Below are 13,173 nucleotides of genomic sequence, written 5' to 3' on the forward strand. Positions count from 1 at the left end.
ATAGGCCGGCGCGCCCGCCGCCCGCAAGCCCAGCCCTGCCGGCGATCCGCACCGATTTTTTCCGGGCGATGCACCGTCGCGCGCCGTCCGTGATACAACGGGGCCTGTTTCCGTGTTCTGGAGAATCCCATGCGCATTCGCATTCCCGCGCGCCTGCCGGTGCTGGTCGCCTGTGCCGCCGCACTGCTGGCCGGTTGCGCGCAACCGTGGCAGCAATACCAGGCCGGCCAGGACGAGTCGGCGATCGTCGCGCGCATGGGCCCGCCGCGCGAGATCTATGACCTGCCCGGCGGCGGCAAGCGACTGATGTGGCCGACCCAGCCGATGGGCGAGATCACGATCGCGGCCGATGTCGACGCTGCCCACAAGATCGTCAACGTGCGCCAGGTGCTGCAGCCGAGCGAGTTCTATCGCGCGGAAATCGGCAAATGGACGAAGACCGACGTGCTCGTCAATTTCGGACGCCCGGTCGAGACGTCCTACTTCCCGCTGATGAAGCGCGAGGTGTGGACGTACCGGTATCTCGAGGACAACGTCTGGTACATGATGTACAGCTTCTATTTCGATCCGCAGGGCATCCTGCGCATCACGCAGAAAACCCCGGACCCGCTGCACGATCCCGATCGCCGCAACCTGTTCTGACCGATTACGCATTTACGCGCAATTATCACAATGGCCATTCACGAATTATTGTGGAATGGCCATTTCCTTTTTTCCGCTGCCTTATTTAATTCGGGGATTATTGCGGAAAACTTTTCCGATTGATGACATGCCGATGGCAATCCGCTGAACGCCCCGTCATGCGGGCCATTGCGCCGAATCAGGCATATCCAGTGCATGTCATGCGTTGGGTTGGTGCACACGATGCACTACGCCAAATCAATTTGAAACAATTTGTTTCATTGCACCCGGAGTGCTAGGGCATACCCCTAATATCAGTCGAAACTGAACCTTTCAATTCAGAAAGATTGCGATTGCGTCATTTCATCGATATTTATTTGCCTTGGTCACAAAGGAGTCCTCATGAATCGCCCCAAGAGCATGCTGGTTGCCAACATTGCCTGGGCCCGCGAGACGCGTGAACACTCGCCCGGCTTCTTCGACGCGCTCGCGCGCGGCCAGAACCCGCGCGTACTGTGGATCGGCTGCGCCGACAGCCGCGTGCCGGCCGAAACCATCACGCACTGCGCGCCCGGCGAACTGTTCGTCCATCGCAACATCGCGAACCTGTTCCACCCCGACGACGACAATTCCGCCAGCGTGCTCGAGTACGCGGTGCGCGTGCTGAAGGTCGACCACGTGATCGTGTGCGGGCATTACGGCTGCGGCGGCGTGCGCGCGTCGCTGCTGCCGCCGCCGGCCGACCTGCCGCACGTCGCGCGCCGCATCGCACCGCTTTGCGCGCTCGCACGGCGCCATCGCGACACGCTCGACGGGCTCGACGACACGGCCGCCGCCGATCGCCTCGCCGAACTGAACGTGCTCGAACAGGTACGGCTGCTGCGCGCGTCGCCGATCGTGCGCGGCCGCGAGCGGCCGCCGCTCGTGCATGGCTGGATCTTCTCGCTCGCCGACGGTCGCCTGCTGGAGCTCGATTCGGGCTACGCGGCGGCGCCCGTCGACGTCGAACCCGCGCTGGCCGCAACCGCCGACGCGCTCGGCTGATGCATCCCCCCGCCCCAACGCCAATGAAATCGCCCCAACCATGAAACTGAACGAGCGCTTGTCCACCCTGCCGCGCGACATCGTCGCCGGCATCGTCGTTTTCCTCGTCGCACTGCCGCTCTGTCTCGGCATCGCCAACGCCTCGGGCGTCGAGCCGTTCGCCGGGCTCGTGTCCGGCATCGTCGGCGGCATCATCGTCGCGCTGCTGAGCGGCTCGTCGCTGTCCGTCAGCGGGCCGGCCGCCGGCCTCGTCGTGATCGTCGTCGAAGGGATCGCGCAACTCGGCAGCTTCTCCGCGTTCCTGCTCGCGGTGCTGCTGTCCGGCGTGCTGCAGTTCGGGTTCGGCATGCTGCGCGCCGGCCGCTTCGCCGCCTACGTGCCGTCGCCCGTCATCAAGGGCATGCTCGCCGCGATCGGCCTGCTGCTGATCGTGAAGCAGATTCCGTTCGCGTTCGGCATCGGCGGCTCGGCCGCGCAACCGTTTGCGAACTGGCCGGGCCTGCCGGTCGCATGGGCCGCCACGGCTATCGCGCTCGCGTCGCTCGCGCTGCTGATCGCGTGGGACACGCCTGTACTGCGCCGCTTCGCGCTGGTGCGCTCGGTACCCGCGCCGCTCGCAGTCGTCGTGCTCGGGATCGGCGCGACGCTCGTGCTGGGTTTCGTCGCGCCGGCCGTTGCGCCGGGCGCCGCCCATCGCGTGACGCTGCCCGAGCTCGGGTCGTTCGCGGCGCTCGCTGCCTCGCTCAAGCACGCGGAGCTCGGGCCGAATTTCGCGCAGCTCGTCAATCCGGACGTGTGGCGCGTCGCGATCACGCTCGCGGTCGTCGCGAGCCTCGAGACGCTGCTGAGCCTCGAAGCAGTCGAGCAGATCGACCCGAAGCGCCGGCCGGTGCAGCCCGATCGCGAGCTGAAGGCCCAGGGTGTCGGCAATCTCGTCGCGGGCGCGGTCGGCGGCCTGCCGATCACGTCGGTGATCGTACGCAGCTCGGTTAACGTCAACGCGGGCGCGCAAAGCCGGATGTCGGCCATCGTCCACGGGATTTTGCTGCTCGCGAGCGTGTTCGCGCTCACCGGCCTCATCAACCTGATCCCGCTCGCGAGCCTGGCCGCGATCCTGATCCACACGGGCTTCAAGCTCGCGAAGCCGGCGCTGTTCCGTTCGGTGATGAAGCAAGGCCCGGCCGCGTTCGTGCCGTTCGCGGCGACGATCATCGGTGTGCTCTCGGTCGACCTGCTGTTCGGCATCGCGCTCGGCCTCGCGTGCAGCGTGCTGGCGGTCGCCGTCGCGAACCTGAAGAGCCCCGTCACGCTCGCGCAGCACGACGACCACTTCCTGCTGTCGTTCCGCAAGGACGTGTCGTTCCTCGGCAAGGTGCAGGTCAAGCACCACCTGCGGCACATTCCGGACCGCGCGGCGGTGATCATCGACGCGACACGCGCCGACTACATCGATCACGACGTGCTCGAGCTGCTCGAGGCGTTCGTCGCCGATGCGCCGCGTCGCGGGATCGCGGTCGAGTTCCGCCGGCGCAGCCCGGCACCGCGCCCCGCGACGCGCCGCTGGCTGTTCCGCGCGCCGGCCGCCGAATGAGCGGCAGATGAAAAAACGCCCCGGCGGCGCAGGGCCGCACGGGGCGTTCCGGAGAGGCGCAGCGCGCGGCGCTTACGAGCGCTGCGGGTTGAGCTTGTCGTCCTTCGAATGCAGCTTGTTCAGCGCGGAGATATACGCCTTCGCCGATGCGGCGACGATGTCCGGATCCGTGCCGACGCCATTGACGATCCGCCCGCTCTTCGACAGGCGGACGGTCACCTCGCCCTGCGCCTGCGTGCCGGTCGTGATGGCGTTCACCGAGTACAGCAGCAATTCGGACCCGCTGCCGACTTCACCTTCGATCGCATTGAACGTCGCGTCGACCGGGCCGTTGCCGCGCGCCTCGCCCGTCACTTCCTGGCCTTCGACCGCGAACACGACCTTCGCCTGCGGCTGCTCGCCCGTTTCCGAGCGCTGCGACAGCGACACGAACTTGTAGTGCTCCTGCTCGTGCGCGAGCGACGACTCTTCGGAGACGATCGCGATGATGTCCTCGTCGAAGATCTCGGCCTTGCGGTCGGCCAGATCCTTGAAGCGCATGAACGCGGCGTTCAGTTCGGCTTCGCTGTCGAGCGACACGCCGAGTTCCTGCAGGCGCTGCTTGAACGCGTTACGACCCGACAGCTTGCCGAGCACGATCTTGTTCGCAGTCCAGCCCACGTCTTCCGCGCGCATGATCTCGTAGGTGTCGCGTGCCTTCAGCACGCCGTCCTGGTGGATGCCCGACGCGTGCGCGAACGCGTTCGCGCCGACCACCGCCTTGTTCGGCTGCACGACGAAACCGGTGATCTGCGACACGAGCTTCGACGTCGGCACGATCTGCGACGTGTCGATGCCGACGTCGAGACCGAAGTAGTCCTTGCGCGTCTTCACGGCCATCACGATTTCTTCGAGCGACGTGTTGCCCGCGCGCTCGCCGAGCCCGTTGATCGTGCACTCGATCTGGCGCGCACCGCCGATCTTCACGCCGGCCAGCGAGTTCGCGACCGCCATCCCGAGGTCGTTGTGGCAGTGCACCGAGAAGATCGCCTTGTCCGAGTTCGGAATGCGCTCGCGCAGCGTCTTCACGAGGTTGCCGTAGAGCTCCGGCACGCCGTAGCCGACCGTGTCGGCGATGTTGATCGTCGTCGCGCCTTCCGCGATCACGGCTTCCAGCACGCGGCACAGGAAATCGAGATCCGAACGGCTGCCGTCTTCCGGCGAGAATTCGACGTTGTCAGTGAACTTGCGCGCGAAACGCACCGCGAGACGCGCCTGCTCGAACACCTGGTCCGGCGTCATCCGCAGCTTCTTTTCCATGTGCAGCGGCGACGTCGCGATGAACGTGTGGATCCGCGAGCTGTTGGCCGGCTTCAGCGCGTCGGCGGCGCGCTGGATGTCCTTGTCGTTGGCCCGCGCCAGCGAGCAGATCGTGCTGTCCTTCACGAGACCGGCGATCGTGTGGATCGCGTCGAAGTCGCCGTTCGAGCTGGCCGCGAAGCCGGCTTCGATCACGTCGACCTTCATCCGCTCGAGGTTCTTCGCGATGCGGATTTTCTCTTCCTTCGTCATCGACGCACCGGGCGATTGTTCGCCGTCACGCAACGTCGTATCGAAAATGATCAGCTTGTCTGTCATGGGGGGCTCCAGGGCTCTTTATACGGAAGTCAAACGTAACGAGATCGCGCCACCGCTGGCGACGCTCAACAACAGACGAGGCTTGAGACGGGGGGCGAGAACGGTCAGCGCGGCAGGCGCGCCAAAGCTAGCGCGCGTAGCGGCGCACCGGCTAGAAGGAGGGAGAGGCGGGAAAATGCAGTCATGCCGAAGACTATAGCGGCATTCCGGTGACCGCGCAATCGGACGCCGCCCGGGGATTCCCGCGCCCCGGCGCGAAAAAGGGAGCAAATAAAAACGGCGGCCTCGAAGCCGCCGTTTCCGGGTCAATCGCGCGTCAGTGATCGCGTTGCGACGAGCGCGCCGGATTCGCGCGCCCGCGGACGGCCATGTAGGCCCAGAACACATAGCCGGACAGCCCGTACAGCACGAACAGGCAGAACAGCATCAGCGGCGGATCGGACGACACGAGCACGAACGCGACGACGACCAGCAGGATCGCCGCGAACGGCACGCGGTGCCGCACGTCGAGCGCCTTGCCGCTGTAGAACGGCGCGTTCGACACCATCGTCACGCCCGCGTAGATCGTCAGCACGAACGCGACCCACGGCAGCCAGCCGAGCTTCATCGGCACGCGGTTGTCGGTCGCGAGCCACACGAAGCCCGCGATCAGCGCGGCGGCGGCCGGGCTCGGCAGCCCCTGGAAGAAGCGCTTGTCGACCACGCCGATGTTCGTGTTGAAGCGCGCGAGACGCAGCGCGGCGCCCGAGCAGTAGACGAACGCGGCGAGCCAGCCCCAGCGGCCGAGATCCTTCAGCACCCACTCGTACATCACGAGCGCGGGCGCGACGCCGAACGACACCATGTCCGACAGGCTGTCGAACTGCTCGCCGAACGCGCTCTGCGTGTGCGTCATGCGTGCGACGCGCCCGTCCATCCCGTCGAGCACCATCGCGACGAAAATCGCGATCGCGGCGATCTCGAAGCGCACGTTCATCGCCTGCACGACCGCGAAGAAGCCGCAGAACAGCGCAGCGGTCGTGAATGCGTTCGGCAGCAGGTAGATGCCGCGCGTCTTCAGGAACCGCTGGCGCGCGGCGCGGCGGCTCTCGAGCGGCGCCGCATCGGGCGCCATCACCTTGTTGCGGCGGAACGGGCGTGGCGTCTGACCGGAGCCGTTACGCGGCCGACGCGGTTTGAATGCGGCCATCGTGCGCCCCGCCGCTTACTGCTCGAGCTCGGCGAGGATCGTCGACGACGCGTAGACCTTCTCGCCGATCGACACCTTCGCGCGGCTGCCGAGCGGCAGGTACACGTCGACGCGCGAACCGAAGCGGATGAAACCGTAGCGCTGGCCGCGCGACAGCGGCTCGCCGGCCCGGACGTAGCAGAGGATCCGGCGGGCGACGAGGCCTGCGATCTGCACGGCGGTGACGGTCTTGCCGCTTGCCGTCTGGATCACGACCGCATTGCGCTCGTTCTCGGTCGACGCCTTGTCGATCGCCGCGTTCAGGAACGCGCCCGGGAAGTACTCGACCTTGGTGATCGCGCCATCGACCGGCGAACGCTGCGAGTGGACATTGAATACATTCATGAACACGCTGATCTTCAGCGCTTCACGGTTCGCGTACGGGTCTTGTGCGGTCTCGACCGCGACGATGCGGCCGTCTGCCGGGCACAGCACCGCATTCGGCTGCGCGGGGATCGGGCGCTGCGGATCGCGGAAGAACTGGACGACGAAGACGAGCAGCAGCCAGAACGGCCACGCGAAGCCGAAGCCCCCGACGGCGTGGATCAACAGCGCGATGACGGCAGCAATCGCGATGAACGGCCAGCCTTCGCGCGCGATGATCGGATGAGGATAGTTCATGGATTCGTTCTGTGTTCGGTGAATTGCAAAGCCCGTAGGATAGCAAAAGCCGCCCGGGGCACTGCTGCCTTCGGACGGCTTTTTGATACCGACCCTCCACTCGAAGGGCCGAAACAGCACGCGGTGCTTAGTTCTTCGTCTGGTCGACGAGCTTGTTCTTCGCGATCCACGGCATCATCGCACGCAGCTTCGCACCGACCTGTTCGATCTGGTGCTCGGCCGTCAGGCGACGGCGCGACTGCAGCGTCGGTGCGCCTGCCTTGTTCTCGAGAATGAAGCTCTTCGCGTACTCGCCCGTCTGGATGTCGGTCAGGCACTGCTTCATCGCCTTCTTCGTCTCTTCCGTGACGACACGCGGGCCCGTCACGTACTCGCCGTATTCGGCGTTGTTCGAGATCGAGTAGTTCATGTTCGCGATGCCGCCTTCGTAGATCAGGTCGACGATCAGCTTCAGTTCGTGCAGGCACTCGAAGTACGCCATTTCCGGCGCGTAGCCTGCTTCGACCAGCGTCTCGAAGCCGGCCTTGATCAGCTCGACGGTACCGCCGCACAGCACGGCCTGCTCGCCGAACAGGTCGGTTTCGGTCTCTTCACGGAAGTTCGTCTCGATGATGCCGGCACGGCCGCCGCCGTTCGCTGCCGCGTACGACAGCGCGATGTCGCGTGCCGCGCCCGACTTGTTCTGCGCAACCGCGATCAGGTGCGGCACGCCGCCACCTTGCGAGTACGTGCCGCGCACGGTGTGGCCCGGTGCCTTCGGCGCGATCATGATCACGTCGAGGTCAGCGCGCGGGATCACCTGGCCGTAGTGGACGTTGAAGCCGTGCGCGAATGCCAGCGCCGCGCCTTGCTTGATGTTCGCGTGCACTTCCTTCGCGTACACGTCGGCGATCTGCTCGTCCGGCAGCAGCATCATGACGACGTCTGCGCCCTTCACCGCTTCCGCGACTTCCTTGACCGACAGCCCGGCGTTTTCGGCCTTGCTCCACGACGCGCCGTCCTTGCGCAGGCCGACCGTCACGTTCACGCCGCTTTCCTTCAGGTTCAGCGCGTGTGCATGGCCTTGCGAGCCGTAGCCGATGATCGTGACTTGCTTGCCCTTGATGAGGGAGAGGTCGGCGTCTTTGTCGTAGAAAACGTTCATGATGGTTCCTTCGCTAATTCAAAAATTCAACAATTCGTTCGGATGGAGTACTGCGGGCCGGGACATGACGGCGCACCCGGCGTGCCTCTATGGCAATTTCGGCATCACACCTTCAGGATGCGCTCGCCGCGCCCGATGCCGGAGCTGCCGGTGCGCACGGTCTCCAGGATCGCGCCCGCGTCCAGCCCCTGGATGAATGCGTCGAGCTTGTCGCTCGCGCCCGTCAATTCGATCGTGTAGGTCTTTTCGGTCACGTCGATGATGCGGCCGCGGAAAATGTCCGACATCCGCTTCATTTCTTCGCGCTCCTTGCCCACTGCACGTACCTTGATCAGCATCAGCTCGCGTTCGATGTGTGCACCGTCGGTCAGGTCCACCACTTTCACCACCTCGATCAGGCGGTTCAGATGCTTCGTGATCTGTTCGATCACGTCGTCGGAGCCAATGGAAACGATGGTGAGCCGCGACAGCGATTGGTCTTCGGTCGGCGCCACCGTCAAGGTTTCGATGTTGTAGCCGCGTGCGGAGAACAGGCCGACCACGCGCGACAGCGCGCCCGGTTCGTTCTCCAGCAGGACGGAAATGATGTGTCTCATGTTCGCTTCTTCCAGAATGTGTCCGTGTCGATTCACTCGCGCCGCGCGCCGCCGCGTGCCGCACCGCCCTTCGTGAAGGCGGCCGCATCCGGCCGGGCGCGCGTCGCGCCGTTACAGGTCTTCCGATCCGAGCAGCATCTCGGTGATGCCCTTGCCGGCCTGTACCATCGGCCAGACGTTTTCGGTCGGATCGGTCTGGAAGTCGAGAAACACGGTGCGATCCTTCAGGCGCAGCGCTTCCTTCAGCGCCGGCTCCACATCCGAGGTCTTTTCGATCCGCAAGCCCACATGGCCGTACGCTTCGGCGAGCTTCACGAAATCCGGCAGCGCATCCATGTACGAATGCGAATAGCGCTTGCTGTATTCGATCTGCTGCCACTGGCGGACCATGCCGAGGTAGCGGTTGTTCAGCGAAATGATCTTCACGGGCGTGTCGTACTGCAGGCAGGTCGACAGTTCCTGGATGCACATCTGGATCGAGCCTTCGCCCGTGATGCACAGCACGTCGTCGTCCGGGTGCGCCATCTTGACGCCCATCGCTGCCGGCAGGCCGAAGCCCATCGTGCCGAGGCCGCCGGAGTTGATCCAGCGACGCGGCTTGTTGAATCGGTAGAACTGCGCAGCCCACATCTGGTGCTGGCCGACGTCCGAGCACACGAACGCATTGCCGTCCGTCAGCTCCCACGCCTTCTCCACCACGTATTGCGGCTTGATGATCTCGCTTTCGCGGTCGTACTTCAGGCAGTCCTTCGAGCGCCAGCCCTCGATGTCCTTCCACCATTGCGCGAGCGCCTCGGTGTCGGGGCCGTGCTCGGCCGTCTGCAGCTGCTCGATCAGTTCCTTCAGCACTTCCTTCACGTCGCCGACGATCGGGATGTCGACCTTCACGCGCTTCGAGATCGACGACGGGTCGATGTCGATGTGGATGATCTTGCGCGGACGCGACGCGAAGTGCGCCGGGTCGCCGATCACGCGATCGTCGAAGCGGGCACCGATCGCGATCAGCACGTCGCAGTGCTGCATCGCCATGTTCGCTTCGTAGGTGCCGTGCATGCCGAGCATGCCGAGGAATTTCTTGTCCGACGCGCGATAGCCGCCGAGGCCCATCAGCGTGTTCGTGACCGGGTAGCCGAGCAGGTCCGCGAACTGGTTCAGCTCACGCGACGCGTCGGCGAGGATGATGCCGCCGCCCGTGTAGATGTACGGACGCTTGGCCGTCAGCAGCAGCGACACGGCCTTGCGGATCTGGCCCGAATGGCCCTTCGTGACGGGATTGTACGAACGCAGCGACACGCTCTTGACGGGCTCGTACTGGCACGGCGTCTTCGAGATGTCCTTCGGGATGTCGATCAGCACCGGGCCCGGACGGCCGGTACGGGCAATGTAGAACGCCTTCTTGACGGTTTCCGCGAGGTCGCGCACGTCCTTCACGAGGAAGTTGTGCTTCACGCACGGACGCGTGATGCCAACGGTGTCGCATTCCTGGAAAGCATCCTGGCCGATCGCGGCAGTCGGCACCTGGCCGCTGATCACGACCATCGGGATCGAATCCATGTAGGCCGTTGCGATGCCGGTCACCGCGTTGGTGACACCGGGGCCCGACGTCACGAGACAGACGCCGACATTGCCGGTGGAACGCGCATACGCATCGGCTGCGTGCACGGCCGCCTGTTCATGGCGCACCAGCACGTGCTGAATCTTGTCCTGCTTGTACAGCTCGTCGTAGATGTAGAGAACCGAGCCGCCGGGGTAGCCCCAGATGAATTCGACGTTTTCGTCGGCGAGTGCCTTCATCAGCACGGTGCCGCCGATGGAGTCGCTATCGGGAGGGGAAAGGGGTTCCGACGTGGAGAATTCCGCGCTGGGCATGTTCATTTTGACCTTTCGAATTTTCGGCAAAAAATTGATCGGGTGCTCTCTGCCGGGCTTGTGGCTCGGGTTCAAGCGGCGCGTCCAGTTTGAAGGGCGGGCTTCTTGGGCCAGCCTCAAATGAGACCATCACTTCATGTTGCGAATCGTTGACGATAGCGGGTCGCGATTGGGTCGTCAAGCAAAATATCCCGCACCGCATCATGCGCGCCGCCCGGCGCCCCGCCGCCGCGGCTCGCGCGCAACGTACAGCGCCCGCCCCGGTGCCAAGCGGCACGAAAATTTGATAGCATCCGCGGGTTTTACGAAATTTTTCGACCTTTTTCACCACGCAGCGGCCCGCAGCGCATACCTTCACGGAATGGCATCAGACAAGGAACTCGCCGACTTTCTGGCGGGCGTCGAAAGGCGCGCGTTCAAGCAGGCCGCGTACGCCGTGCGTGACGACGATGCGTCGCTCGACATCGTGCAGGACGCGATGATCAAGCTCGCCGAAAAGTACGGCGACCGGCCGGCGGCCGAATTGCCGCTGCTTTTTCAGCGGATCCTGCAGAACACGGTCCACGACTGGTTTCGCCGGCAGAAAGTCCGCAACACCTGGGTCACGCTCTTCTCGTCGCTGAACAATACCGACGACGAAGACTTCGACCCGCTCGAAACACTCGAATCCGCGGACGACAACGCGGGCGTCGAGAGCAGCGAGCACCGCCTCGAAAGAGAGCAGGTTCTGGCCCTGATCGACGAAGAAATCCAGAAGCTTCCGGCGCGTCAACGGGAAGCGTTCCTGATGCGTTATTGGGAAGATATGGATGTCGCCGAGACTGCCGCCGCAATGGGGTGCTCCGAGGGCAGCGTGAAGACGCACTGCTCGCGGGCCACACACACACTGGCGCAAGCGCTCAAGGCCAAAGGAATCACGCTATGAGCTCCGCTCCCGCAAATCGAGAATACGAATTCGCGCTGAAGGTGCGCCGCGCGCTTGACGAGCGCACGGCCGCCCTGCCTGCCGCGACCACCGACCGTCTGGCCGTCGCCCGCCGGGCCGCGCTCGCGCGCAAGAAGCCCGAAGCCGCGACCGCGCCGGTGTTCGTGCCGGCCTTTGCCGGCGCGGCCGGCGCCTACGGCACGGCACCCGCGAGCCGCCCGCAGGCGTCGTTCGCGCGCCGCCTGCTGCGCGCGTGGCCGCTGGCGCTGCTGCTCGCGGGGCTCGTCGGCATCGCCTACTGGGAAGACATGCAGCGCACCGCCGAACTCGCCGACATCGACGCGGCGATGCTCAGCGACGACCTGCCGCTCAACGCGTATCTCGATCACGGGTTCAACGCGTATCTTTCGCGCGCTCACTAACAGACAATAACGAGGGGATCGCACGGGTGAGTCAGAAGCGCGGCCTGGCCGTATTTTTCGGATGCGTGATTGCGATCGCCGTTTGCTACGTCGCTACGTATTCCCGATTCCACCCGGCCCCCGCGACGACGACCGTCGCGGCCATCAGCCCCGCCGCGCCGGCCTCGGCCGCGACCGGGCTGACCACCGAACTCCCGCCGCTGCCCCTGCCGCTGCCGGCCGCCACCGGCCCGCTGTCGTGGGCGCGCCTCACGCCGGCCCAGCACGCGGCCCTCGCGCCGTTCGCCGACCAATGGGACGGCTTCAGCGACGCCCGCAAGCGAAAATGGCTGAAGATCGCATCGCGTTTCGCGAAGTTGTCGCCCGATGACCAGAAGCGCCTGCAGGACCGGATGACTGAATGGGCGAAGATGACGCCCGAGCAGCGCCGCGTCGCGCGCGAGAACTACCAGAGCGCGAAGGAACTGTCCGCGCAGGCGCGCGAGCGCGCGTGGAAGGCCTATCAGCAGCTCCCCGAGGAACAGAAGGAACGTCTCGCGGCCGCCGAGCGCCGCCGCAAGCCGAGCGTCGTCAGCGCACCGCCGACCGTCGCCGACCGTGACGTCCGCCGCCTCGTCAATTCGCACGAACATCCGGCAAGCGGCGCGGCCGCCGCACCGGCGCCCGCGTCGGCAGGCACCGCCGCGCAGCCGGTGCCTGCCTCGTCGACGGCCGGCACCGCATCCGCTCCGCCCGCCGTGGCGCCGGTATCGCCCGCTGACGCACCCTCGCTGTTCAAGGGCTCCTGAGCGGCCGTGGCGAACGCCCGCGCACCCGAGACCACAACCACCACGCCGTCCGTGCGGCGGCGTCTCGCCGCGCTGCTCTACGAAGGCGTGCTGCTGTTCGGCGTCGTGTTCTTCGCGGGGCTCGCGTTCAGCCTCGCGACGCAGCAACGCAACGGCCTCGTCCATCACAACCTGCTCGCCGCGTGGATCGCGCTCGTCGTCGGCGCGTACTTCGTATGGTTCTGGACCCACGGCGGCCAGACGCTGCCGATGAAGACCTGGCGGCTGCGCCTCGAATCGTCGAGCGGCCGGCCGCTGGGCGCCGGCCACGCGCTCGTCCGCTATGCGCTCGGCTGGCTGTGGTTCCTGCCGCCGCTCGCGCTGCATCCGCTCCTCGGCCTGTCGGTGCCCGTCACGCTCGCGCTCACGGCCGCCTGGGTCGTCATCTGGGCCGGCGCTGCCCGGCTGCATGGCGATCGCCAGTTCCCGCACGACCGGATCGCGCGCACGCGCGTCGTCGCCATACCACGCTGACGCGCCGCATTCGCCAGACGAAAACCGCTCGTCCCGCCTCCCGTCCTGCGTTCCGTCACACTGCCCGACGGCCTTGCCGCACAACCGTCGGCCGTTCCGTGCGACAGATTACGCAACGCCCGTCGATTCACTGCTAAACACCCCGCAACGGTCGTAATAAGAACGTCTCGTGACTGTCATGGCACAGTCACGCC

Annotated in this window: 13 protein-coding genes; 7 read left to right on the top strand and 6 right to left on the bottom strand. The window is 65.5% G+C overall.

Going from position 1 to position 13,173, the window contains the following annotated elements; genetic code table 11:
* Positions 1–129 precede the first annotated feature (129 nt).
* From AC5LXX_RS11755 to AC5LXX_RS11765, 3 genes are all read left to right on the top strand, one after another.
* Positions 130–642 carry a hypothetical protein gene (locus AC5LXX_RS11755; protein WP_176050381.1) on the top strand — a complete coding sequence of 171 codons (513 nt, stop codon included), beginning with the start codon at positions 130–132 and terminating at the stop codon, positions 640–642.
* Between the two features lie 381 nt (positions 643–1,023).
* Positions 1,024–1,665 carry a carbonic anhydrase gene (locus AC5LXX_RS11760; protein ID WP_493409570.1) on the top strand — a complete coding sequence of 214 codons (642 nt, stop codon included), beginning with the start codon at positions 1,024–1,026 and terminating at the stop codon, positions 1,663–1,665.
* A 40-nt stretch (positions 1,666–1,705) separates the two neighbouring features.
* A complete protein-coding gene (locus AC5LXX_RS11765) occupies positions 1,706–3,256 on the top strand; it encodes a SulP family inorganic anion transporter (RefSeq protein ID WP_493409571.1) in 1,551 nt (516 codons plus the stop codon).
* 72 nt (positions 3,257–3,328) lie between these two features.
* Here the strand turns inward: AC5LXX_RS11765 and AC5LXX_RS11770 are convergent, their stop codons facing one another.
* The 6 genes from AC5LXX_RS11770 to AC5LXX_RS11795 all read right to left on the bottom strand — a co-directional run bounded on the left by AC5LXX_RS11770 (position 3,329) and on the right by AC5LXX_RS11795 (position 10,337).
* Positions 3,329–4,873: a 2-isopropylmalate synthase gene (locus AC5LXX_RS11770; RefSeq protein ID WP_493409572.1), complete on the bottom strand. Its 1,545-nt coding sequence runs from the start codon at positions 4,871–4,873 to the stop codon at positions 3,329–3,331.
* A 316-nt stretch (positions 4,874–5,189) separates the two neighbouring features.
* Entirely contained in the window at positions 5,190–6,062 is an 873-nt protein-coding gene (pssA, locus tag AC5LXX_RS11775; RefSeq protein ID WP_089435395.1) for a CDP-diacylglycerol--serine O-phosphatidyltransferase, read from the bottom strand.
* 15 nt (positions 6,063–6,077) lie between these two features.
* The gene (locus AC5LXX_RS11780) at positions 6,078–6,722 is read right to left on the bottom strand and encodes a phosphatidylserine decarboxylase (RefSeq protein ID WP_031401923.1); all 645 of its coding nucleotides are present in this window, start codon (positions 6,720–6,722) and stop codon (positions 6,078–6,080) included.
* Positions 6,723–6,849: 127 nt separating this feature from the next.
* The gene (ilvC, locus tag AC5LXX_RS11785) at positions 6,850–7,866 is read right to left on the bottom strand and encodes a ketol-acid reductoisomerase (RefSeq protein WP_034190794.1); all 1,017 of its coding nucleotides are present in this window, start codon (positions 7,864–7,866) and stop codon (positions 6,850–6,852) included.
* Between the two features lie 104 nt (positions 7,867–7,970).
* Complete coding sequence (gene ilvN, locus AC5LXX_RS11790; RefSeq protein ID WP_006398781.1) at positions 7,971–8,462, bottom strand: acetolactate synthase small subunit; 492 nt, start codon at positions 8,460–8,462, stop codon at positions 7,971–7,973.
* Positions 8,463–8,573: 111 nt separating this feature from the next.
* A complete protein-coding gene (locus tag AC5LXX_RS11795) occupies positions 8,574–10,337 on the bottom strand; it encodes an acetolactate synthase 3 catalytic subunit (RefSeq protein WP_042977362.1) in 1,764 nt (587 codons plus the stop codon).
* Positions 10,338–10,692: 355 nt separating this feature from the next.
* On the opposite strand from AC5LXX_RS11795, the gene AC5LXX_RS11800 reads away from it, so the two are divergent.
* The 4 genes from AC5LXX_RS11800 to AC5LXX_RS11815 are packed head-to-tail and all read left to right on the top strand — an operon-like array spanning position 10,693 to position 12,979.
* Entirely contained in the window at positions 10,693–11,256 is a 564-nt protein-coding gene (locus AC5LXX_RS11800; protein WP_034190792.1) for an RNA polymerase sigma factor, read from the top strand.
* Positions 11,253–11,678 carry a DUF3619 family protein gene (locus AC5LXX_RS11805; protein WP_124453052.1) on the top strand — a complete coding sequence of 142 codons (426 nt, stop codon included), beginning with the start codon at positions 11,253–11,255 and terminating at the stop codon, positions 11,676–11,678. The genes AC5LXX_RS11800 and AC5LXX_RS11805 overlap by 4 nt, the downstream gene beginning before the upstream one ends.
* 26 nt (positions 11,679–11,704) lie before the next feature.
* Positions 11,705–12,466, top strand: a complete 762-nt coding sequence (locus tag AC5LXX_RS11810) for a DUF3106 domain-containing protein (RefSeq protein ID WP_493409573.1) — start codon at positions 11,705–11,707, stop codon at positions 12,464–12,466.
* 6 nt (positions 12,467–12,472) lie between these two features.
* Complete coding sequence (locus tag AC5LXX_RS11815; RefSeq protein WP_493409574.1) at positions 12,473–12,979, top strand: RDD family protein; 507 nt, start codon at positions 12,473–12,475, stop codon at positions 12,977–12,979.
* The last annotated feature ends 194 nt before the right edge of the window (positions 12,980–13,173 follow it).

Source organism: Burkholderia torrens, from assembly GCF_984668525.1.

Coding starts and splice junctions, on each gene's coding strand:
- AC5LXX_RS11755 (WP_176050381.1), top strand. CDS start 130: ATGCGCATTCGCATTCCCGCGCGCCTGCCGGTGCTGGTCGCCTGTGCC.
- AC5LXX_RS11760 (WP_493409570.1), top strand. CDS start 1,024: ATGAATCGCCCCAAGAGCATGCTGGTTGCCAACATTGCCTGGGCCCGC.
- AC5LXX_RS11765 (WP_493409571.1), top strand. CDS start 1,706: ATGAAACTGAACGAGCGCTTGTCCACCCTGCCGCGCGACATCGTCGCC.
- AC5LXX_RS11770 (WP_493409572.1), bottom strand. CDS start 4,873: ATGACAGACAAGCTGATCATTTTCGATACGACGTTGCGTGACGGCGAA.
- pssA (WP_089435395.1), bottom strand. CDS start 6,062: ATGGCCGCATTCAAACCGCGTCGGCCGCGTAACGGCTCCGGTCAGACG.
- AC5LXX_RS11780 (WP_031401923.1), bottom strand. CDS start 6,722: ATGAACTATCCTCATCCGATCATCGCGCGCGAAGGCTGGCCGTTCATC.
- ilvC (WP_034190794.1), bottom strand. CDS start 7,866: ATGAACGTTTTCTACGACAAAGACGCCGACCTCTCCCTCATCAAGGGC.
- ilvN (WP_006398781.1), bottom strand. CDS start 8,462: ATGAGACACATCATTTCCGTCCTGCTGGAGAACGAACCGGGCGCGCTG.
- AC5LXX_RS11795 (WP_042977362.1), bottom strand. CDS start 10,337: ATGAACATGCCCAGCGCGGAATTCTCCACGTCGGAACCCCTTTCCCCT.
- AC5LXX_RS11800 (WP_034190792.1), top strand. CDS start 10,693: ATGGCATCAGACAAGGAACTCGCCGACTTTCTGGCGGGCGTCGAAAGG.
- AC5LXX_RS11805 (WP_124453052.1), top strand. CDS start 11,253: ATGAGCTCCGCTCCCGCAAATCGAGAATACGAATTCGCGCTGAAGGTG.